This is a genomic window from Salinisphaera sp. PC39 (assembly GCF_040361335.1).
GTDB lineage: Bacteria > Pseudomonadota > Gammaproteobacteria > Nevskiales > Salinisphaeraceae > APNM01.
This window is the reverse complement of the sequence record NZ_APNM01000005.1, coordinates 51,738-73,740: the sequence shown is the minus strand read 5'-3', so window position 1 is coordinate 73,740 and position 22,003 is coordinate 51,738. Positions and strand designations below refer to the sequence as shown.

At 67.4% G+C, this 22,003-nt stretch carries 13 protein-coding genes and 1 tRNA gene; 12 read left to right on the top strand and 2 right to left on the bottom strand.

The genetic code is table 11. The features are described 5' to 3' along the window. The 5 genes from PC39_RS06440 (at position 1) to PC39_RS06420 (ending at position 10,002) form a co-directional block, all read left to right on the top strand. Positions 1-1,293, top strand: coding sequence for an adenylosuccinate synthase (locus PC39_RS06440; protein ID WP_353252550.1), 1,293 nt, complete (start codon positions 1-3; stop codon positions 1,291-1,293). Between the two features lie 294 nt (positions 1,294-1,587). Then, the gene (locus PC39_RS06435) at positions 1,588-4,917 is read left to right on the top strand and encodes a hypothetical protein (RefSeq protein ID WP_353252549.1); all 3,330 of its coding nucleotides are present in this window, start codon (positions 1,588-1,590) and stop codon (positions 4,915-4,917) included. Continuing rightward, a complete protein-coding gene (locus tag PC39_RS06430) occupies positions 4,911-7,532 on the top strand; it encodes a TonB-dependent receptor (protein ID WP_353252548.1) in 2,622 nt (873 codons plus the stop codon). The genes PC39_RS06435 and PC39_RS06430 overlap by 7 nt, the downstream gene beginning before the upstream one ends. A 16-nt stretch (positions 7,533-7,548) precedes the next feature. Next, positions 7,549-8,724, top strand: a complete 1,176-nt coding sequence (locus PC39_RS06425) for a cytochrome-c peroxidase (RefSeq protein ID WP_353252547.1) — start codon at positions 7,549-7,551, stop codon at positions 8,722-8,724. A gap of 309 nt (positions 8,725-9,033) precedes the next feature. Next, positions 9,034-10,002, top strand: coding sequence for a GGDEF domain-containing protein (locus tag PC39_RS06420; RefSeq protein WP_353252546.1), 969 nt, complete (start codon positions 9,034-9,036; stop codon positions 10,000-10,002). A gap of 2 nt (positions 10,003-10,004) precedes the next feature. On the opposite strand, the gene PC39_RS06415 is transcribed toward PC39_RS06420, so the two are convergent. Together PC39_RS06415 and PC39_RS06410 are read right to left on the bottom strand one after the other, a co-directional pair. Further along, complete coding sequence (locus tag PC39_RS06415) at positions 10,005-14,231, bottom strand: EAL domain-containing protein (RefSeq protein WP_353252545.1); 4,227 nt, start codon at positions 14,229-14,231, stop codon at positions 10,005-10,007. Positions 14,232-15,083: 852 nt separating this feature from the next. Further along, positions 15,084-15,170: transfer RNA gene (locus PC39_RS06410), tRNA-Leu, on the bottom strand. A 77-nt stretch (positions 15,171-15,247) separates the two neighbouring features. Here PC39_RS06410 and rnr point away from each other — a divergent pair. From rnr to dnaB, 7 genes are all read left to right on the top strand, one after another. Then, positions 15,248-17,494, top strand: coding sequence for a ribonuclease R (rnr, locus tag PC39_RS06405; RefSeq protein ID WP_353252544.1), 2,247 nt, complete (start codon positions 15,248-15,250; stop codon positions 17,492-17,494). Next, positions 17,491-18,180, top strand: a complete 690-nt coding sequence (locus tag PC39_RS06400; RefSeq protein ID WP_353252543.1) for a YiaD family glycine zipper/OmpA-like lipoprotein — start codon at positions 17,491-17,493, stop codon at positions 18,178-18,180. The genes rnr and PC39_RS06400 overlap by 4 nt, the downstream gene beginning before the upstream one ends. Positions 18,181-18,257: 77 nt before the next feature. Continuing rightward, entirely contained in the window at positions 18,258-19,001 is a 744-nt protein-coding gene (gene rlmB, locus PC39_RS06395; RefSeq protein WP_353252542.1) for a 23S rRNA (guanosine(2251)-2'-O)-methyltransferase RlmB, read from the top strand. Between the two features lie 184 nt (positions 19,002-19,185). Continuing rightward, a complete protein-coding gene (gene rpsF, locus PC39_RS06390) occupies positions 19,186-19,542 on the top strand; it encodes a 30S ribosomal protein S6 (RefSeq protein ID WP_353252541.1) in 357 nt (118 codons plus the stop codon). Positions 19,543-19,544: 2 nt separating this feature from the next. After that, the gene (rpsR, locus tag PC39_RS06385) at positions 19,545-19,775 is read left to right on the top strand and encodes a 30S ribosomal protein S18 (protein WP_353252540.1); all 231 of its coding nucleotides are present in this window, start codon (positions 19,545-19,547) and stop codon (positions 19,773-19,775) included. Between the two features lie 9 nt (positions 19,776-19,784). Further along, complete coding sequence (gene rplI, locus PC39_RS06380) at positions 19,785-20,396, top strand: 50S ribosomal protein L9 (protein WP_353252539.1); 612 nt, start codon at positions 19,785-19,787, stop codon at positions 20,394-20,396. 171 nt (positions 20,397-20,567) lie between these two features. Then, positions 20,568-21,932, top strand: a complete 1,365-nt coding sequence (gene dnaB / locus PC39_RS06375; RefSeq protein WP_353252538.1) for a replicative DNA helicase — start codon at positions 20,568-20,570, stop codon at positions 21,930-21,932. Positions 21,933-22,003: the final 71 nt, after the last annotated feature.

Here is a 22,003-nt window from a genome sequence, read left to right as displayed (position 1 = left end):
ATGGGCAAGCGGGTTGTCGTCATCGGGAGCCAGTGGGGCGACGAGGGCAAGGGCAAGATCGTGGATCTGCTCACCGACCGTTGCGGGACGGTGGTGCGATTCCAGGGCGGACACAACGCCGGCCACACCCTGGTCATCGGCGACAAGAAGACGGTGCTGCACCTGATTCCGTCCGGCATCCTGCATCCGGACGTCACCTGCCTGATCGGTAACGGCGTGGTCCTGTCGCCGTCCGCCCTGATCGAGGAGATGGACGCCCTCGAGACCAAGGGCGTGCCGGTGCGGGACCGGCTGCGTATCAGTCCGGCGTGTCCCCTGATCCTGCCCAGCCACGTGGCCCTGGACAAGGCGCGCGAGGCCGCGCGCGGCGACGCCCGCATCGGCACCACCGGCCGCGGTATCGGGCCCGCCTACGAGGACAAGGTGGCGCGCCGCGCCGTGCGGGTGGGGGACCTGTTCCATCGCGAGCGCTTCGCCGCCAAGCTGGGCGAGGTTCTGGACTTCCACAACTTCGTGCTCAAGCACTATTTCCGCGCACCCACGCTCGACTTCCAGGCCCTGCTCGACGAGTGCCTGGCCCAGGCCGAGCAGTTGGCACCCATGGTCGCCGATGTCACGGACCTGCTGTACCGGGCCTACCAGGCCGACGAGTCGATCCTGTTCGAGGGCGCCCAAGGCGCGCTGCTGGACATCGACCAGGGCACCTATCCCTACGTGACCTCGTCCAACACCACCGCCGGCGGCGCCGCCACCGGCACCGGCATGGGTCCGGCCTACATCGATTACGTGCTGGGCGTGGTCAAGGCCTACACCACCCGGGTCGGATCGGGACCGTTCCCCACCGAACTGGACGACGACTACGGCCGTCACCTCGCCGACCGCGGCGCCGAGTTCGGCGCCACCACGGGCCGCGCCCGACGCTGCGGCTGGTTCGACGCCGTGGGTCTGCGTCGCGCGGTGTTCAACAACAGCCTGTCCGGGTTGTGCATCACCAAGCTGGACGTACTCGACGGCCTGGATTCGGTGCGCCTGTGCGTGGGCTACCGCTGCAACGGCGGCGTGGTCGACATGCCCCCGTCCGGCGCCGAAGCCCTCGAGGATTGCGAGCCGGTCTACGAAGAGATGCCCGGCTGGCAGGACAGCACCTCCGGCTTGCGCGAGCTCGGCGAGTTGCCGGATGCGGCCCGCGCCTATCTGCGCCGCCTGGAAGAGATCACCGAGACCCCGATCGACATCATCTCCACGGGCCCCGACCGCGAGCACACCATCGTGCTGCGGCACCCGTTCGCCTGAGCGGGGCGCCACCGACCATTCGACTTCGCCGGCGCCCCACCGGGCGTCCGGCGTGTCCCCTCGTGCCCGTCCCCTTTGACCGTACCCAAGGCCGACGCCCCGCCTGATGGCCCGCATCGCTGTCGCCGGCCATTCCCCCGCCGGTAGGGCGGCCCGTGCCCGTCCTCGTTCTCCCCATGGATCCAGGCACGATTCTCCGATACGCATGCAGTTGCGAATTATTATCATTAATATATACTTTCGAGCGGTATTGATTGGTCGTTCGTTTTTCCGCCGAAAATTGGGGAGGGGGCAATGCCTAAGCCGATACGGTCGTTCCTGTTCGTTTGCGTGCTCTTGTCGCTGGCCGCCTGTGGAGGAGGCGGTGGCGGCGGCAGTGACAGTGGTGGCGGCGGGAATACCGTCGACAGTTTCTCTGTCGCGGTGCAGCCGGGCGGTAGCGAGAGCGATACCGAGCAGGCCGAGGCACTGCTGGTGCGGCTGGGCAATGGCGGACAGGCCAATGCGTTCGCGCTCGGGGACGGCGAGACGCCCGCCTCGGACCTGTTCGGTGACGTAGAGATACTCCAGGTCGGTCGAGGGCTCGGCAATGGCGCCTTCCGCTTCGATTGGCCGGAGGGCGGCGTGGACGGCCTGGTTGTGTTGGTGCGGCAGGTACGCGACGGTCGTTTCACGGTCGGTTCGACAGTGGAGTTTTACGCCCCCCTGTCGCTGTACGATGTCGATGGCGAAGAGACCGTAACGGTCAACCCCTTGACGACGCTCGCCCTTTTGCGCGCCGGCTCGGCCGACGCGGGTGCCGTGCGGACGGCCCTGGACACCGTGATGGCCGCCTTCGGCGTCGAGTCGCCGGACGATCCCCGCGCCGCGTTGCCGATCCTGGCCGCGCTGTCCCTGGTCGAGTATTTCCCCGATTGGCCCTCCCGGCTTGCCGCGAACGTGGGCGGTTTCGAGTCGGAGTTACAGGCCCTGGATCCCGAATCGGTGCCGGAAAGCTTCCGCGGTGAATTCGAGCTGCGGCGCGACGTCGCCCTGGCCGTGTTCGAGGCGGGGAACACGCTCAGTGTCGAGGCGTTTACCGCGGCGGTGAACGAAATCGAGTTCGCGCGCCGGGCCGCGCTCATCCTCGACCGCGCCGGCACGACCTATGCCGACGGCTACCTGGACCGGTTGGCGGACGCCGTGATCGATGCCCTCGGCGGTGCCTCCGCCGGCGGCGGACAGGGCGCGGGCAATATCCTGCGCTATGTCATCAACGAGTATCGGCTCGGCGACGATCTCGCCGACGCCGGCGCCGATGTGCCGGTCGCGATACGGGGCGATTCGGTGATCCCCGAACTGGCGGCGCGCGGCAGCGCGATCCCGGTGAGCGTGCCGTTGCTGGAGGGCGAACTACTCGGCCTGGACTCCGATCGCCGGCGCCAGTACTACCTGCAGACCGAGCTTGCCCCGTCGGCGTTCGTCTCGGAACTGTTCGCCGAGGTTACCGACGCCAACGTCACCGACCAGGCCCAGGCGGCGTTGGCGGAGAGCGCCGCGCGCCACGGTCGTCCCGACGAGGCGCGCTTTCTTGCCGATACCCAGATTTTCGGCACGGCAGCCCAGGCGACGGCCTTCCGTAACGCCGGCGACCGGCTCGCGGAGATCGGCGATGAGACACATGCGTCCGAATTCTTCTATCGGGCACTCGAACTCTACGAGGGATTGATCGCGACCAAGGGCATCACCAACCTAAGCCAGGACGACATCATCTTCCTGCAATACCTCATCGGCGATGCCGGCCGCGGTTTCGTTCGGCTGGGCGACAGTGCCGGTGCCGAACGCGCGGCCGAGCCGCTCGATACCTTCATCGAGCAGGAGGGGTCGGGCGCCTTCAACAGTGCCGTTTCGCGCGCGCTCGTGAGCCTCTCGAACCTGGCGGGCGACCTGGTGGAGCAGGCCGCGGCCGCCAATCTCCAGGATACGACCCTGAATGCCGCGGCCGAGAGCGCCGTCGACCGGCTGGTCGAAGTCACCGACTCGGTCGAGCTCTATGTGAGCGGCAACAGCCGATCCTGCAGCGAGTACTACAGCGACGGCGAGGTGCAATACCTAGTCCGTGGCATCCAGTATCGGTCGGCGGTCCGTTACTACGAGCAGTTGGACTTGAAAGACAAGGCGGTCGCCGTCGTCACGCAACGCCTGCCGGAGTTGCGCAACACCGATTACGAATCCTGCCGGCTCGAGACCTACTTCGACGACTTCGTCGTCTCTCTGACGCGGCTCGGCGCCACCGATACCGCCGATCAGCTCATCGCCTCCATGGTCGACGACGATTATCGCGACGATGCCATCAGCGCCGCCGAGCTTGCCAGCGCCACCGTGGCCCGCGATGCCGGCGAGATCGAAGAGGCGGTCAATATCGTCATGACGGAGATCACCGGCAGCGATCGGCCGATCGAGATCATGGCGCAATTGCTGTACTACAACTCGCTGGCGGGCAACCGCGGCATCGCCGGTTACCTGGTCGACCGCGGCGAGTACGCGCAGGCCAAGATCGCGCTGGACGCGGCCTACGATTACTACCGTGGCGCGGAGTTCGCCGACTATGCCGATAGCGTGGACTCGGATCAGGCGATCAATACCTGGCTGATCTTCTCGGGTAGCCGTATCGCCGAACTCTATGCCAAGGCCGGCTACGAGGCGGAAGCCGATCAGGTGCTCGCCGAACTGGAGAGCGTGGTCGCCGACAAACTGAGCCAGAATGCCAGCCGTCGGAGCCATGCGCGCCGCTATATGGGGCTGACGTATATGTACACCGGTCGCGGTGACCAGGCACGTAGCACGCTGGCCGAAGCCCGCTCGCAAGCCTTGACTCTGCCGCTTGGCGAGGAAGCACGGGTGGATGCCCTGTGGCACTTGGTCGACGCTTATCTCGAACTCGGTGGCGACTATCAGGACGGGTTCCTGGAGACCGTCGCGGACGCGCGCGCGGCCGCCGCGGCGCTGTGCTGCGAGGGCGTCGGCAGCGGCGACCTGGCCGAGGCCCGCGAGGACCGCGCGGACTGGCTGGTCGATATCGCCGGCGACTATGTCGAGGCCGTGTATCGTCTTCGCGAGCGATTGTGGCGGGCACAGGTCGATGGCCAGCCGGTGGCGACGATCCGCGAGCGGCTGCGCCGGGTCGAGTCCGAGGCCGTCGACCTCATGGCCGAGGCAACGGACGCGGTGTTCGAGGTGCCCACGGCCAGCGCCCGGGTCACCGATCTGACGATCCTGCTGGCGGCGATGACCCATCTCGATTTGCGCGACGACATCCGCGAAGTGCTGGTCCGGGTGACGTCGGTGCCCGACCGCAACGAATTGCAGGTCGAGGTGGCCCACGCCGACCTGGGCGTCAGCCCCTACAGCGAACGCTCGGACTTCCCCGTCTACGCATTGCAGAACCTGTTTCCCCCGCGCAGTCTGCTGGAGCGAGGGCCGGTACCGGCGTCGGTGGACACCGACGATGACGGCCTGCCGGATTTCTACGATCCGGTCGACGCCGATCCCGCGGCCTTCGGCCTGGCCCTGGACACGGATATCGACGACGACGGCGTGGACGCCGGCGCCGATTATTACCCGCTGGACGCCCAGCGATGGTAGCCCGGCCGGTACGCGGCGCCGTCCGCGTCCTGGCCGCGATCCTACTGCTGGCGGCGTCGCCCGCCTGGGGACAGGACACGTCCGAGCCGGCGCCCGCCGGCTCGGCGACGCGGCCCGGCACGGGCAAGACCACGGATGCCGGGCGTGGCAAGCCGGCTGGCGACAAGGATGCCGACGCCGACGGGGACGCTTCCGCCGGGCGGCAAGTCGCGCCCATGCAGGAATTGTTGCCGATCGAGGTGCGGGCCACCGCCGACGCCGCCGATCTCGGCCGCACGCGTCTGAGGCGGGAGGATATCGAGCGCCTGGATGACGGCAGCGGCGACATGAACCGGTTGCTGCGGAATCTGCCCAACCTGCAGTACGACGAGGACCTGAACGATGCCTACGAACTGGGCGAGATCGCGCCCGCGCGCGTGAGCATCTCCGGCGGCCGTTTCTATCAGAATCGTTTCGAGCTCGACGGTGTCTCCACCAACAGCCTGCTGGACCCGGGCAGCGACACGCCGGTCAATTCGGTGAACGACGTGCCGGGGCACGCCCAGAGCCAGTTCATCGATCCCGACCTGATCGACAGCCTGACCGTGTACGACGCCAATGTGCCGGCCACGGTCGGAGGCTTCACCGGCGGTGCGGTGCTGGCCCGGACCCGCTCGCCTTCGTCGCGGCGCCGCTTCTCGGGATTCTTCAGCGGCACCAGCGACAGCATGAAGCATTTCATCTTCGTACCGCCCCCGCCCCCGGATCCCGACAATCCCGTGGGTATCGAGGTGCGTGGCAAGCCGGAATACGAAAAACGCCGTTACGGGTTCACCTATGACCAGCCGTTGGGCGAGGGCAGTGCCGGCCTGGTTTCGCTGACGCGGGTGGAGTCGACCCTGCCGGTGGTGTCGCTGGCCGAGGCCCGCACCGAATCGCGCGACAACCTCAACGCCCTGGTCAAGGGACGCACGCGGTTGTGGGGCACAGACATCGAGGTCTCCGCCAACTACACGCCCTACGAGTCCGAGAACCTCATCCAGGATGTTTTCGACAGTGATTTCCGTATCGAGGGCGGTGGCTACGGCGCCCAGATAAACGGCTATCGGGAGACCCCGTTCGGCGCCCTGGAGGCCAGGCTGCATGTCTCGCAGACGGAAAACAGCCGCGAGGCCCGCAAGGACTTCTTCAACTGGCTCACCTCCAGCCAGGGACCCGACTGGGGCGAGCGCATCTACAGCCTCAACAGCCGCGAGGGCGGCTATGGCGACATCGAGAAACGCCAGCGCGACGTCGGCCTGGCGGCGGAATTGACCCGCCGGCAGTGGGGCGGCGAACTGGTTCTGGGGAGCGAGATCAGTGCGCTTTCCGCGGATTTCGAACGCGACAGCGATACCTACGTCTACGCCAGCGGCAAGCTCGACGATCGTATCCGCTGCGTGGGCAACGACGTCCCCGCTTGCATCGACGGCAATCAGGCCCTGTTCTCACGCAGTGTCTATCCGGCGGACGACGCCGGCGCCGAGCTTTACGAGGGCGCGCTTTTCGGACAGTGGTCCTGGGATTCCCCGCTCTGGGGGGTGCGGCTGGGCCTGCGTCTGGATGCCGACGATTTCCAACGCAATCTCAACATCTCGCCGCGAAGCCTGTTCCATCTGCGGCCCACCGACTGGCTCTCGCTGAGCCTGGGCGCCAACCGCTATTACAGCCGGTCGCTGCTCGCCTACAAATTGCGCGAGGCACGGCAGCCGTTCTACAGCGAGTACCGCGAGGCCACGGGCGGCACCATAGGCGGATCGCCGGTCTTGCTGGTCACCGACGACTGGCAGACCACCGCGGCCGCGGGCACGGTCATCTACCGCGGCTCGGTGGAGGAGCTGGACACGCCGTACTCGGACGAGATCGCGGCCGGGCTGACCGTGCCGCTGTTCGGCGGCACGCTGGGCCTGCGGGGGTTGACGCGCGATTATCACGACGAATTCTCCCAGAACCGTTCCGCCCCCGATCCGGACACCGGTTTCGTGACCCTGACACCGGCGAACGAAGGCGAAGGCGAATACCGGAGCGCGGTTGCCGCCTGGTCGCGCGAGATAGGGCGCTTCGACCTGGGGCTCAATGTCACCTGGAGCGAGACCGAGCGCAGCAACGCCGGCTACGACAGCCGCTCCGCGACCGCGCTCAGCGACCAACGCGTGCTTTACGACGACGAAGTCGTGCGTTTGGGCGAGCTGGACATCCTGGGCGACAACTTCGCCCGGCCGTTGGTGGCCAACGTCACCCTGTCCACCGGCTTCGGCCCCAATCTCGATGTCTCGCTAACGGGCCGTTATCGCGATACCTACGAGAATCTGCAGGATACCGGCCGGCGCGCCAGCCGGCTGGTACAGGAATGTCCGGGATGCGAACCCACCGAGCAGGAATTGCCGGTATACGACTGGGTTTCGCGACGCGCCACGCTGCTGTTCGACGCCAAGGTCGCCTATCGCCTCCGGGTCGGATCGTCGCAGTGGCTGGACCTGGAACTGCTGGTGGACAACCTGTTCGACAGCCGCACGTACACCGCGACCGGCACCAAGGTCTATGAATCCGGTATCGGGGCCTGGGCGTTGGTGCGCTACCGGTTCGACCAGGGTTGAGGCGGGCGGCCGGGCGATGAAAGGCCTTCGGGTTCTCATCCTGGTCTCGGTGCCGCTGACGGTTGCGGTGTTGTTGGCGCTCGCCCGGTATCTGGACGCGGCCGGCGATAACGCCACCCCGGTGCCGGTCGAACGCTACCGCGGACCGGTATCGCAATGGCCCGAGCCGCATGTCGACGCGGGCGTCGACTGGCGGGAATTGGGACCGCTGCCGGAGCCGCCGGGCGGTCGCGAATGGACACCGAAGACGCGATTGGGGCGACTGCTGTTCTTCGATCCCATGCTCTCGGGTTCGGGGCAGATCGCCTGCGCCAGTTGCCACGATCCCGACCTCGCCTGGGGCGACGGACGCAAGGTCCCGTTCGGTCACAATCGTATGCTCGGACGCCGCAACACCCCCAGCCTCATCAACGTGGCCTATCTCGACACGCTCATGTGGGACGGGCGCGCGAGCACGCTGGAGGGGCAGATGGCGCTTCCCGTCGGGCATCCCGACGAGATGCACGCCGATATCCCGGAGCTGGTGGCCCGGGTCGCCGCACAGGCGATCTATCCCGATCGCTTCCAGGCCGCCTTCGGCGACCCGGAGATCACCTATGCGCGGATCACCGCGGCGATCGCCGACTTCGAACGCCACCTGACCAGCCGGCGCAGCCGCTTCGACGACTTCATCAGCGGCGACCACGACGCCCTGCGGGACGAGGAAATCCGTGGTCTCCACTGGTTCCGAACCCAGGGGCGCTGCATGAATTGCCACCATGGTCCGCTGTTCACGGACCAGTCATTCCACAACCTGGGGCTGAACTTCTACGGCCGCCCCCTTCAGGATCTGGGTCGCTACGACGTCACCGGCGACCCGGCGGACGCGGGCCGCTTCCGAACCGCACCCCTGCGGGGTGTCGCCCACACCGGCCCCTACATGCACAACGGTCTCATCCCCGCCCTGGAGAACGTGATCCTGTTCTACAACAAGGGCGGCGCGCATCCACGGCCGGATGCGATCCAGGCCGACGACCCGTTGTTCCCGGAGACTTCGCGACTCTTGCAACCGCTGGACCTGACCCCGGACCAAGTCCGGGAGATCGTGGCCTTCCTGGAGGCGATCTCGGTGCGGCCCAACCGGCTGTCCATGCGCTTTGCACGCACTCTGCGCGAGCGCGCCGCGGCACATCCCGCAGACAGCTCGCCCTGATGCGGCAGCCCCTATGGCATCCCGCATCCGGGCGTTACTTGCGCGATCGGTAACGGCGTGCGCCCGTCGCCGGCGGCGGGCCGCGCCTGCCTGCGCCGCCTGGCAGGGATCACCGAAACCGCGATCGATATCCATCTCCGCGGGGGGCGGCCGCGAGCACAGCATCGTATTGCGGCCCCCTCGGGTGGAGGAGGCCGCGACCCCTACTCGGTATCGCGGTTCTGCCGATAACGGATTCAGCGGCGTACGCTACTCCGTTAGCGGGGCGGCGGGGACGCTGTCACCATCTTAAGCCGCCCGGATTCCGCGATGACCTGTCCCCTGACACCCACGAGCGAAGAGAGACGCCTCGCAGCGTTGCATTCGCTCGGAATTCTAGACACCGCGCCCGAGGAACGTTTTGAGCGGCTTACGCGGCTCGCCCGGCGTCTTTTCCGGGTGCCCATCTCGCTGGTGAGCCTGGTCGATCGCGACCGCCAATGGTTCAAATCCGCCCAGGGGCTCGCCAATCGCGAGACCCCGCTCGAGATGTCGTTCTGTAGCCACGCGATCCAAAACGACCGGATCATGGTGGTGCCCGACGCACGACATGACCCGCGTTTCGCCAGCAATCCGCTGGTCGTGGGCGAACCCCATATCCGTTTCTATGCCGGCTGTCCGCTACAACACCCCGATGGCAACATGCTCGGCACCCTGTGCATTATCGATAATCGGCCGCGTCAGTTCGACGATGATGACCGTCAGGCCCTGGCCGATCTCGCCGCCGTCGTCGAGCATGAATTGGTGGTCTCGGAATTGACCATCCTGGATGAGTTGACCGGCATCCCCAATCGACGCGGGTTCGTCGCGCTGGCGGGGCAGGCCCTGAGCATCGCCTCCCGCCAGCGGTTGCCGGTCTGCCTTGCCTGGATCGATCTGGACGGCTTCAAGTCGATAAACGATCGGCTCGGGCATGCCGAAGGCGATCGCGTGCTGCTTGATTTCGCGAACCGGTTACGCGCGGTATTCCGGGATTCGGATGTCGTGGGTCGACTCGGCGGTGACGAGTTCGCGGTCTTGCTTCCGGATGTCTCGGCGGCCGATGCCCATAAGTCGATCGAACGGCTTCAGGCGTCGACCGACGAAGGCGATATGCCGGAGTGTCCCGTGACTTTCAGCGTGGGGCTGGTGGACGCCGGCCCTCCCGCGCCGCTGTCTCTGGATGACCTCCTGATGCGCGCCGATCGCGCGATGTACGAGAACAAGAAGCGCAGGAACGAGCGCCGGTCCCGACTTTAGGGTCAGGCCGTATGCCCGCGCCACGAGGGCAGCGTGACCCGGCGTTCCAGCAGTCGTCGGAATTCGTCGACTTCCAGCGGTTTGCTGTAGTGATAACCCTGACCCACGTTGCAGCCGAGCGCGATAAGGGCGTCGCGCAGCGTTTCGGTCTCGACGCCCTCGGCCACGATCTCGGCGCCCAGGGCGTGCGCCAGGGCCGTCACCGTCGTCACGATCCGGTGGCTGTAGTCGTCCTCGCTCATGCGCCTGACGAAGCCCTGGTCGATCTTGATCTCGTCGAACGGGTAGCGCTGCAGGTAGAGCAGGGACGAGTAACCGGTGCCGAAGTCGTCCAGGGACAGGCGAACGCCGATCTCGTGCAGTCGCCGTAGCTGTTCCAGCAGGTGTTCGGATTCGTGCACGAACACGCTCTCCGTGATCTCCAGGGTCAGCAGCAACGCCGGAATGCCCGCATCGGCGATCGCCGCGGCGACGTCTTGCGCGAAGTCGGATGTGGTGAACTCGACCAGCGAGACATTGATCGAGATCGGCACGATGGCCAAGCCGCTGTCGCGCCAGGTTCTCAGCAGGCGACAGGCCTCCCGGAGGACCCAGTTGCCGATCGGCACGATGAGCCGGCTCTGCTCGGCGATAGAGATGAACATCGACGGCGACCGCAGCCCCAGTTCCGGGTGCCGCCAGCGAAGCAGCGCCTCGCAGGCCACCGGCCGGCCCGTGGCGAGCTCGACCTTGGGTTGAAAGCGCAGTTCGAGTTGTTCGCGATCCAGGGCCTCTCGTAATTCGCGCGTGAGTCTCACCCGGGAGCTGATCTCGTCGTCCAGCTCCCGCGTGTACGGCGTGCAGCGCCGGCCGGTCTGGTCCGCCCGGCTGCGATAGAGGGCGAGCTCCGCCTCGCGCAGCAACGTGCGTATCGGTCGGGCTTCCGGGCCCAGCTCGGTGTAACCGAAATTGGCGTTGATCTGGATGGAGGCGGAATCGATGTGGAAAGGTTGCTGCAAGGTCGTCACGACGGCCTGGCAGCGCCGGTCGGGCGCCAGCTCGGGCGCGGCCGACAGCAGGATGGCGAATTCGTCGCCGCCGACGCGGGCGATCAGGGCCTTGCGGTCCAGCTCGCGTCGCAGCCGCTTGCCGATCGCGTTCAGCAGCCGGTCGCCGATCTCGTAGCCATAGAAATTGTTGATGCCGTGCTGGTCCTCGATGTCCAGCAGCACGACGATGGCGTTCGGTTGCCAGCCGTCGCGCTCGATGACGCGCTCGAACAGTTGCAGGAAACCGTTGCGCGAGGGCAGGCCGGTCATCGGATCCTCGAATGCCAACCGGTTCAGCTCGTGCTCGGCCTGTTTGCGCTCGGTGATGTCCAGGTGCATGACGACCGCGCCGCCCTCGCACGAGCGGCCCAGCGGCGTCGCCGTGACGCGGAACCAGCGTTCGCCGCCGGGGTTGCGGCAGGGATATTCCATGGCGAAAGTTTCCCGCTCGCCGCGCAGGACATTCAGCAGACCGTCATGCACCCGGCGCGCATCGCGCGCGCCGTGGCCGGCGGCGCCGGCGCACACCGCGAGGTAGTTGCCGCCGATACCGGCGGCGGCGTGCGGATTCTCCCGCCCGAATGCCCGCCAGTGATGGTTGACGTCGAGCACGTTGCCGTCGGCATCGAGCAGGGCGATGCGCGCGGGCAGGGCGTTGATCAGCATCTGGCGGGTTTCCAGGGAGGCCGCCAGCGCGTCGCGCGAGTCCCGCAGTTCCTGTGCCATGCGCCGTTGCCGCGTGACATCCAGGAAGTACACCGCCAGGCCGCCCTCGGTGGGATAGGCGCGGATACTGAGCCAGCTACCGAGCGGTTCGTAGTAGGTTTCCAGGGACACGGTCGTGCGTTCGCGCACGGCGCGGCGATAGGCCCGCTCGATTTCGCCGCCCACCGCCGCCGGGAATTCGGTCCAGATATTACGGCCCCGCAAGTCGGACTGACTGCGCTTCATCAGGCGCTCCGCAGCGCCGTTGATGTAATCGAAGCGCCAGCCGCGGTCGAGCGTGAAGAATCCGTCCGTGATGCTGTCGAGGATGTTCCCGAGGCGTTTGTTCAGGCGTTCCAGTTCCAGGTCGGCGGCCTTGCGTTTGGAAATGTCCTGGAGGGCCCCCTGGACCCGGTGAATGCGCCCGTCGGCGTCATATACGGGTTCCCCCACGATACGAACCCAGACCCGCTCGCCGCCGGGCACGGCCAGTTGCAGCTCCTCGTCCAGGGGGATGCCCCGCGTCGCGCAGTTGTCGTATAGCCGGCGCAGTCGCTGGCGGTCCTCGGGCGCGTATTGCTGGATCGCATCCTGCACGGCGGGGGGCGACCGGCCGCGCATGCCATGAATCTCGGCCGCCATCTCGGACCAGGTGATGCGCTCGCCGGCGACGTCGATCCACCAGGCGCCCATGCGCGCGATGCGCTCCGCCATCGCGAGCAGAGCGGCCTGTTCATGCAGCCGGCGCTCGGCCTGTCGGGTCGCCGTCACGTCCGTGATCACGACGCCGACCTGCGGCGCGTCCGCCTGCGGCGGATCCAGGGGATGCAGATGGCTCATGAGATGGCGCGTGCCATGCCCGGGATGCTCGCGTTGGGTCTCGAACACCCGCGGTTCGCCGGAGAGACAGCGGTCGATGTGTGGTTTGACCTCCGCGAAAGCGCGTTCGCCCAACAGGTCGAGCAGGTGCATGCCCTCCATCGCGGCGACGGCCTTGCCGTAGAGCGCCGCGTAGGCCTCGTTGGCCAGCACCAGCCGGTAGTCCGCGTCCACGATGCAGAACAAGTCGTTGCTGCTCTCGATCAGTCGCCGGTAGCGCATGAGGCGCAGTTCGGCCTCGTACCGTTCGGTGATGTCCTGGATGGTGCCGGTCAGCACCAGGCGGTCGTCGGGCGCCTCTCGCGACGCCTCGCCGCGCTCGTGAACGTGCCGTACGCTGCCGTCGGGCCTCACCAGCCGGAACGCGACGTCGTGGGACGAGTCGCCGCGCAGGGCGGAGGCGCGGACCGCCTGGACCCGCTCCAGGTCGTCCGGATGGATCAGTGCGAAGAAGGCCGAAGCCGTCGGCGTGAAAGCCGCCGGCGACACGCCGGCGATACGGTAGGTCTCCTCGGACCAGGTCAGTTGGTCCGAGCTCGCATCCAGTTTCCAACTGCCCACGGCGGCGATGCGTTGGGATGCGGAGAGCATCGCCTGGTGCTGCCGTAACTCGTGTTCACGTTCGTGCAGGGCCCGGGTGCGCGCGCGTACCCGCAGTTCCACCAGATACAGCCCGGCGATCACCGCCACCACAAGCGCGATCAGCGCGAACAGCGTCCACCGGACCCAGTCGGGTATCGCCGGCTCGGGGGGCAACGCCGATCCGCCCTGACCCAACCAGCGGTCGACCAGGGCGTGGTACGGGGAGTCGGGATCGTCCTTGAATGCGGCGAGCCGGCGGTCGAAAGCGGCGACCAGGGACGGCGTCCGCGGCGAGTCCGGCGCGAAGGCGTAACGCAGGTCCACCGGCTGGAACACGATGGGCGTCGCCGTGATATCGAAGCGGGATTGCATCCGGGCGCCGACATCGCGGTTGCTCACCACCGCCGCGACCCGGCCATCGTTCAAGGCGTCGAAAGCCCGGGCATAGCTGTCGAAGGAAACGATCTCCACCGCCAGGCCGAAGCTGGTCGCCAGGTCACGGAATCCGCCGGGCCCTTCCAGATTGGCGCTGTCCGAGAGCGCGCCGACCCGCCTGGCGGCGAGATCCGGCACTGTCTCGATGCCGGACGCCGGATACGTGTAAATCCGCGACCAACTGACGTGGACCGATTCGCCCCCCATGGCGAAGAGGTCCCGACGCCGTTCGTTGACCGCCACGTCGACCATGACGTCGATCCGTCCCCGTCGCAGCCGTTCCAGATTCTCCGACCAGGCGCCGTTCACCCACTCGATGCGCCAGCCTTCGCGCTCGGCCATGGCGCGTGTGAGGTCGGGCCAGAAGCCGCTCGGACGGCCGGTCTCGTCGATGAAAACCTTGGGGGGATTGTCGTAGATGCCGACTCTGAGGGGAGGGGGTGCGGTTGCGCCGAACGCCGCGCCGGGGAGGCTCAGAACGAGCAGGAGACGGAGCAAGCGGGCGGCAAAAGGCGTCAGCCGGCCGCCTCCCTTGGAGGCGACCCGCCTGGAACCCCGCTCGCGACCCGCTTGAAGCCGTCTCTCGGGTTTGTCGTTCATCTGTCGGCTCCCCCTGGCGCGCCGCACTGTCCGGCGGCCCGGGCCCTCACATGCGCACGTGCGCCGATGGCGTTGTCGTGCGCCCCGGCGCGGCAGCCCCCGTTTCCGGCTCCGCGGCGGTCTCGCCGCCTATGGCACCGTTCGTAACCGGCGCCGCGGAGCGGGACGGCGATTCACTTGCTAGGTATCGGCAAGCTCCCGGAATTCCTTACGAAATCCGCAATGAATGTCCGGAGGGATCGGGCGCGGGAATCCATGACCCGAATCGTGGTGTGCCGGCGGTGCGGCCCGGCTGACATCACCATCGCCGCCGATATCGTGTACCCTGCGGCGCGACGGATTCGCCGCCCGTCGTGAAACGCCGGCCGCGAGCCGTTGTCGATTCGCGACAGAAGGATATTGTTCGACGCTTGATCGTGAAGTCGATTGCAAGAGAGGCCGACAAAGGCCGGGCTCTTGATCCGGCGTTTATGGAGACGCCGGGGCTCTGGACTGTCGATACGCTGAATGCGATACGCTCTGTCCGACGCTGGGTCGGGGAGTCGATCACAGGGGAGGCGGACAAACGCCAGGCTCCTGATCCGGCGTCAATAGAGACACCGGGGCTCTGGATTGTCGATGCCTTGAATGCGATACGCTCTGTCCGACGCTGGGTCGGGGAGTCGATCACGGGGGAGGCGGACAAACTCCAGGCTCCTGATCCGGCGTCAATAGAGACACCGGGGCTCTGGATTGTCGATACGCTGAATGCGATACGCTCTGTTCGACGCTGGGTCGGGGAGTCGATCACAGGGGAGGCGGACAAACTCCAGGCTCCTGATCCGGCGTCAATAGAGACACCGGGGCTGGAGTTGGTGCCGAGGAGAGGACTTGAACCTCCACGGGCTTTCGCCCACTAGCACCTGAAGCTAGCGCGTCTACCAATTCCGCCACCTCGGCAATGGCGAGGCGAAATCTATAGGCCCGGCGCGGGTTTGTCAACGCCGCCGGACACGAATCCATGACAGGAGAATGTTTTGCCGAAATCGGCTAAATCGCCCGGAGACTGGCGCAAGCGCGACCCGGAATACAGCCGCGAGAAATCGCAGTATCGGCGGCCGATCCCCAGCCGCACCCTGATCCTCAAGGACCTTGCCGCGCATGGCAGCCCCATGAGTCGCCGGCAGATCCAGGATCTCTACCGGCTGGACGAGGACGATATCGAACCTCTGCAGCACCGCATCTCGGCGATGCTGCGCGACGGTCAGTTGATCGAGAACCGCAAGGGCGCGCTCGGTCCGATCGACAGCATGGATCTGGTGCGCGGCCGGGTGCAGGGACACCGCGACGGCTTCGGTTTCCTGCAGCCGGACGAAGGCAGCGACGACGTATTCCTGAATCCGCGCCAGATGCGTTCGCTGTTCCACGGCGACCGGGCCGTGGTGCGCATCGTCGGTACCGACCACAAGGGCCGGCGCGAGGGGCGGCTGGTGGAAATCCTGGAGCGCGCGCAGAGCCGGATCGTCGGCCGCTACACGCGCGAGATGGATGTCGGCATCGTGATCCCCGACAACACCCGTATCTCGCACGACATCCTGGTCCCCGAAAAACTGCGCGGTGACGCCGAGGACGGTCAGATCGTGACGGTCGAGCTGGTGGAGCAGCCCGGCAAGCGCAGCCAGCCGATAGGGGAGGTGGTCGAGATCCTGGGCGAGCACATGGCGCCCGGCATGGAGATCGACATCGCCGTGCGTGCCCACGGCATCCCCTTCCGTTGGCCCGACGAGACCTTGGCCGAGGCCGAAGCGATCGGCGACGAGGTGCCGGACTCGCACCGGCGTGGCCGCGAGGATCTGCGCGACCTGCCGCTGATGACCATCGACGGCGCCGATGCCAAGGACTTCGACGACGCCGTCTACGCGGAACCCCGGCGCAGCGGCTGGACGCTGTACGTCGCCATCGCCGACGTCTCCGCCTATGTGGAGCCGGGCTCCGCCCTGGATGACGAGGCCCGCCGGCGCGGTACCTCGGTCTATTTCCCGGAGCATGTCGTGCCGATGCTGCCGGAGGCGCTATCCAACGGCCTGTGCTCACTGAATCCCGACGTCGACCGCCTATGCGTGGTCTGCGAGATGCGCATCGACAAGCGCGGCAAGACCACCCGCAGCCGCTTCTATCCGGCGGTCATGCGTTCGCACGCGCGCCTGACCTACGAGGAGGCCGCGGCCCTGATCGAGGATCCCAAGGCTCGTGGCGGTTCCCGTCGGGACGTGGCCGAGCGCCTGGGTACGCTGCACGATCTCTACCAGGTGCTGGCCAAGGCCCGGCGGCAGCGCGGCGCGATCGATTTCGAGACCACCGAGACCCGGATCGTGTTCAACGAGCAGCGCAAGATCGAGCGTATCGAGCCGGTGGTCCGCAATGACGCCCATCGCCTGATCGAGGAGTGCATGATCGCGGCCAACGTGGCCACCGCGAAGCATCTCACGCGCGCGAAGATGCCCATGCTGTACCGTGTGCATACGGCCCCCGAAGCCGACCGGCTTGCCGAGCTGCGCGAGTTCCTCGCTGAGCGCGGCCTGGGTCTGGGCGGCGGCGACAAGCCGCAGGCCGAGCACTTCGCCCGGGTGATCGAGCAGGTCCGCGGCCGCGACGACGAGCACCTGGTCCAGACCGTGCTGCTGCGCACGCTCTCGCGGGCGGTATACAGCCCCGACAACGAAGGGCATTTCGGTCTGGCGCTGGAGCATTACGCCCACTTCACCTCACCCATCCGGCGCTATCCGGACCTGCTGGTGCATCGGGCGATCAAACACGTGCACGCCCGCCGCAAGCCGGTGGACTTCGATTACGGCCGCGCCGACATGGAGCAGCTCGGCGCCGCCTGCTCGGCGGCCGAGCAGCGCGCCGACGAGGCCACGCGCGACGTCGACGACTGGCTCAAGTGCGAGTACATGCGCGATCACATCGGCGAGGTGTTCGACGGCACCATCGTGGGCGTGACCGCGTTCGGGCTGTTCGTGGAGCTCGACGGCATCTACGCCACCGGCCTGGTGCACGTGTCCAGCCTGTCCAACGATTTCTACCACTTCGATCCGGCGGCGCACTGCCTGCGCGGCGAGCGTTCAGGTATCGTTCATAGACTCGCTGATAGGATGCGCGTGAAAGTCGCCAGGGTGGACCTGGACGAACGCAAGATCGATTTCGAGCCGATGACGGCCGAGCGCCGCGAAGGTGGCAAGGGCCGTCGCAAGCGAGGCAAACGGAGTGGAGGCAAAAGATGAATAGAATCGGCATTGTGACCGTGCTCTCGGGGGCCCTGATCCTGTCCGCCTGCGCGGACGATCCCAACCGCCGGACCAAGATCGGCGCCGCGGTGGGCGCGGTCACCGGCGCGGTGATCGGTCACCAAGTGAACGACGAGGAAGGCAAGTACGTGGGCGCCGCGGTGGGTGCGCTGGCCGGCGCCGGCGTCGGCCGCTACATGGACAAGCAGCACGCCGAGCTGCAGGAGCGGCTGGCGGCGGAGCAGGCCCGCGAGGAGCTCTACATCACCCGCATGGGCGGCAACGCCCTGCGCGTGGGCGTGGCCAGCGACTACTCCTTCGCCGTCGACAGCGCCGAGCTGTCGTTCGAGGCCCAGTCCACGTTCGACAAGATCGCCAACGTCTTCAAGGACTACGAGAAGACCGCGGTGCACGTGGTCGGCCACACCGACAGCACCGGCTCGGACGAGTACAACCAGAAGCTCTCCGAGAAACGCGCCAGCGCGGTGGCGAAGTACCTGTCGAGCCAGGGCGTGTCGTCCTCGCGCATGGTGACCTGGGGTCGCGGCGAGAGCGAGCCCATCGCGAGCAACGACACCAAGGCCGGCCGCGCGCGCAACCGTCGCGTGGACATCGTGGTCAAGCCCATCGTCGAGGGCCAGGAGAAGCAGGCGTTCGAGGCGCCGCCGTACCTCGGCTCCTGATCGACCGCTCATACCCGGCCACCGACCCCTCCCCCGTGCGCGGGGGAGGGGTGTTTTGTTTGGAGAGGAGCGAGACCGTGTCCGAATCCGTGCCCATCGCCGGCTGGCATGCCGTGACCGCGGCCCTGGCCGCGGGCCGGCCCGTGGAGCGCGTGCTGATGCGCGACGGCCGCGACGACGCCCGCGCACGCGGGCTACGCGAGCGAGCGGAACTCGCCGGCGTGCCGATGGCGTCCGTACCGGCCGGGGAGCTGGATGACCTATCCCCGGATGTGGATCACCAGGGCGTGGTGGCGCTGGTCGCGCCGGCCGAGCCGCTGGACGAGGCGGCCCTGGACGGCCTGCTCGCGGCCGTGGATGCGCCCCTGGTGCTGGCGCTGGACGGCGTGCAGGACCCGCACAACCTGGGTGCCTGCCTGCGCAGCGCCGCGGCGGCCGGCGTGACCGCGGTGATCGTGCCCAAGGACCGGGCCGCGGGGCTGACCCCGGCGGCGCGCAAGGTCGCGGCCGGCGGTGCCGAGGTCGTGCCGCTGGTGCGTGTGACCAACCTGGCGCGGACCTTGAAGCGCCTTCAGGCGGACGGTCTCTGGGTCGTGGGCACGGCCGCCGACGCGCCCGCCACCATTCACGCGGTCGATCTCAAGGGGCCGTTGGTACTGGTGCTGGGCGGCGAGGGCGGCGGCATGCGCCGCCTTACCCGCGAGACCTGTGACCTGCTGGCGGCGATCCCCATGGCCGGCGGCGGGGTGGCGAGCCTGAACGTTTCCGTGGCCACCGGGGTTTGCCTGTTCGAGGCGCTGCGGCAGCGGGGGACGGGCTAGCCATCAAAGGGCGGTGCCGGCTCCAGGGGCGAGGCAGGCACCGGCCGGTTGGAAACGGGAGACGGGAACTGGAAACCGGAAACCGGAAGCTGCTAAACTCCCGCGCCTCGCGGCCCTTCGGGCGCCGCGGACTCCTTGCTCCACGGCGATGCCGCCGGGGGCTGTCAAACCGTAAGGAGCGCACATGCGACATTACGAGATCGTCTTCCTGGTCCACCCGGACCAGAGTGAACAGGTGCCCGCGATGATCGAGAAGTATCGCGGCATGATCGAAGAGGACGGCGGCAAGGTGCATCGCCTCGAGGACTGGGGTCGCCGCCAGCTCGCCTACCCGATCCAGAAGATCCACAAGGCGCACTACGTGCTCATGAACGTCGAGTGCGGCCAGGCCGCGCGCGAGGAACTCGAGGGCACCTTCCGGTTCAACGATGCGGTGCTGCGTTACCTCTGCGTCGCCCGGCCCAAGGCCGACACCGAGCCGTCCCCGCTGGCCAAGAAGGCCGAGGGCGAGGGCAAATCCGCCGCGAACACGGGAGCGTAACCATGGCTCGTTTCTTCCGACGTCGACGTTATTGCCGTTTCACCGCCGAGGGTGTCGAGGAGATCGATTACAAGGATATCGAGACCCTCAAGCAGTACATCACCGAGACCGGCAAGATCGTCCCCAGCCGCATCACCGGCACCGCGGCGCGCTATCAGCGCCAGCTTTCCACGGCGGTCAAGCGGGCGCGCTACCTGGCGCTGCTGCCGTACACCGACCGCCATTCGCCCTAGGAGCCGTCCATGCAAGTCATCCTGTTGCAGAAAGTCCGCAACCTGGGCGATCTCGGCGACCAGGTGAAGGTGCGGCCCGGCTACGGGCGCAACTTCCTGGTACCCAAGGGCTACGCGTTGCCGGCCACGCCCGAGAACATCAAGGTCTTCGAGGCGCGCCGCTCCGAGCTGATGGCGGCCTCGCAGGAGCGGCTCGACCGCGCCCGCGGCCGCGCCGAGAAACTCGGCGGGAGCAGCTTCGTCGTGGCCATGCGCGCCAGCGACGAGGGCAAGCTCTACGGCTCCGTCGGTCCGCAGGAGATCGTGGACGCGGTCGCCGAGGAAGGCCACGAGCTGGACGCTCGCGAGGTGGTCCTGCCCGACGGCCCGTTGCGCACCATCGGTCGTTTCCAGGCGGTGATCCAGTTGCACGCCGAGGTCGAGACCGAGATCGAGGTGGTGGTCGCCCAGCTCACCGACCTGGGCATCAACATGCCGCCCGAGCGGGCCGCCGAGCCCGAAGAGGCCGAGCAGACCGAGGCGGAGACGGCGGAGGCCGCGGCCGAGGCCGACGAGACCGGGGAAACGGAAGCCGAGGAGGCGTCCGAGGCGCCGGACGACGAGGAGGCCGACAAGGCCTGATCCGGGGTTTCCGGCCGGTGGACAGACGACGCCGCCTGCGGGCGGCGTCGTCGTTTCCGGCACCCGCACGCCATCGTCGCGGCCCTGCTAAACTGACCCGGCCGCGACCGCGCCGCACGCCTTTACCGCGGCGCGAGTGCCCCACAACCGCCACGTCCGACAGTGCCCCAGATGGCCGAGAGCAAACTGCCACCGCATTCCCTGGAAGCCGAGCAATCCGTGCTCGGCGGACTGATGCTCGCCGAGGACGCCTGGGATGAGATCGCGGGCCGCCTGAGCGAGGAGGATTTCTACCGCGAGGATCATCGCCTGCTGTTCCGGGGTCTGGCCGACCTGGCGGACACAGGCCAGCCACGGGACGTGGTCACGCTCACGGAGTGGCTGCGCAGCCGCGACCTGCTCGACAAGGCCGGGGGCGCGACTTACATCGGCAATCTCGCGGCCGACACCCCGAGCGCCGCCAATATCCGCGCCTATGCGGAGATCGTGCGCGAACGCTCGGTCACGCGGCAGCTCATCGGCGCCGGCACCGCGATCACCGAGCTGGGTTTCACCGCCGAGGGCCGCAGTGCCTCGGACATCCTCGACGAGGCCGAGAAGCGCATCTTCGCCATCGCCGAGCGCGGCCGCAGCGGCGGCACCGCCGTGGCCGGCCTCGGCGACCTGCTTACGCGCGCCGTCGAGCGCATCGAATACCTGTACGAGAACCAGGGTAAGTTCACCGGCCTGGCCACCGGTCTCAACAAGTTCGACGAGCTCACCAACGGCCTGCAGCCGTCGGATCTGCTCATCGTCGCCGGCCGGCCGTCGATGGGCAAGACGAGCTTTTCGATGAACATCGTCGAGAACGTCGCCATCAAGGAGCGGGTACCGGTGGCGGTGTTCTCGATGGAGATGTCCGCCGAGCAACTCGTGATGCGCATGATCTCGTCCTGGGGGCGGGTCGACCAGGGCCGGCTGCGCAGCGGTCAGCTCGACGACGAGGACTGGCCGCGGATCACCTCGGCGATCGCGATCATGAACGAGAACGCCAAGCTGTTCGTGGACGACACCCCCGCGTTGTCGCCCACCGAGCTGCGCGCCCGTGCGCGCCGCCTCAAGCGCGAGCACGACATCGGCCTGATCGTGGTCGACTATCTCCAGCTCATGCAGGTGCCCGGCACGCGCGAGAACCGGACCAACGAGATCTCCGAGATCTCCCGCAATCTCAAGGCCCTGGCCAAGGAGCTGGATGTGCCGGTGATCGCGCTCTCGCAGCTCAACCGCAGCGTGGAGCAGCGCGACAACAAGCGACCGCGCATGTCCGATCTGCGCGAGTCCGGCGGTATCGAGCAGGACGCCGACGTCATCGTGTTCATCTACCGCGACGAGGTCTACAACGAGGACAGCGACGACAAGGGCGTGGCCGAGATCATCATCGGCAAGCAGCGTAACGGCCCGCTGGGCACGTGCCGCACCGCGTTCCTGGGCCATTTCACCCGCTTCGAGAACCTCCAGGACCACTACGACGACGACCTGGAACCGATCGGTGGCTAGGGGGTTGCCTGATCGGACCGCGGCGCCGGCCCTGTGTCTCGCAAGGGCGGAACCGGCGAAATCCCCCTCGA

Coding starts and splice junctions, on each gene's coding strand:
- PC39_RS06400 (WP_353252543.1), top strand. CDS start 17,491: ATGAATAGAATCGGCATTGTGACCGTGCTCTCGGGGGCCCTGATCCTG.
- rpsR (WP_353252540.1), top strand. CDS start 19,545: ATGGCTCGTTTCTTCCGACGTCGACGTTATTGCCGTTTCACCGCCGAG.
- PC39_RS06430 (WP_353252548.1), top strand. CDS start 4,911: ATGGTAGCCCGGCCGGTACGCGGCGCCGTCCGCGTCCTGGCCGCGATC.
- rpsF (WP_353252541.1), top strand. CDS start 19,186: ATGCGACATTACGAGATCGTCTTCCTGGTCCACCCGGACCAGAGTGAA.
- dnaB (WP_353252538.1), top strand. CDS start 20,568: ATGGCCGAGAGCAAACTGCCACCGCATTCCCTGGAAGCCGAGCAATCC.
- PC39_RS06435 (WP_353252549.1), top strand. CDS start 1,588: ATGCCTAAGCCGATACGGTCGTTCCTGTTCGTTTGCGTGCTCTTGTCG.
- PC39_RS06425 (WP_353252547.1), top strand. CDS start 7,549: ATGAAAGGCCTTCGGGTTCTCATCCTGGTCTCGGTGCCGCTGACGGTT.
- PC39_RS06420 (WP_353252546.1), top strand. CDS start 9,034: ATGACCTGTCCCCTGACACCCACGAGCGAAGAGAGACGCCTCGCAGCG.
- PC39_RS06440 (WP_353252550.1), top strand. CDS start 1: ATGGGCAAGCGGGTTGTCGTCATCGGGAGCCAGTGGGGCGACGAGGGC.
- rplI (WP_353252539.1), top strand. CDS start 19,785: ATGCAAGTCATCCTGTTGCAGAAAGTCCGCAACCTGGGCGATCTCGGC.
- PC39_RS06415 (WP_353252545.1), bottom strand. CDS start 14,231: ATGAACGACAAACCCGAGAGACGGCTTCAAGCGGGTCGCGAGCGGGGT.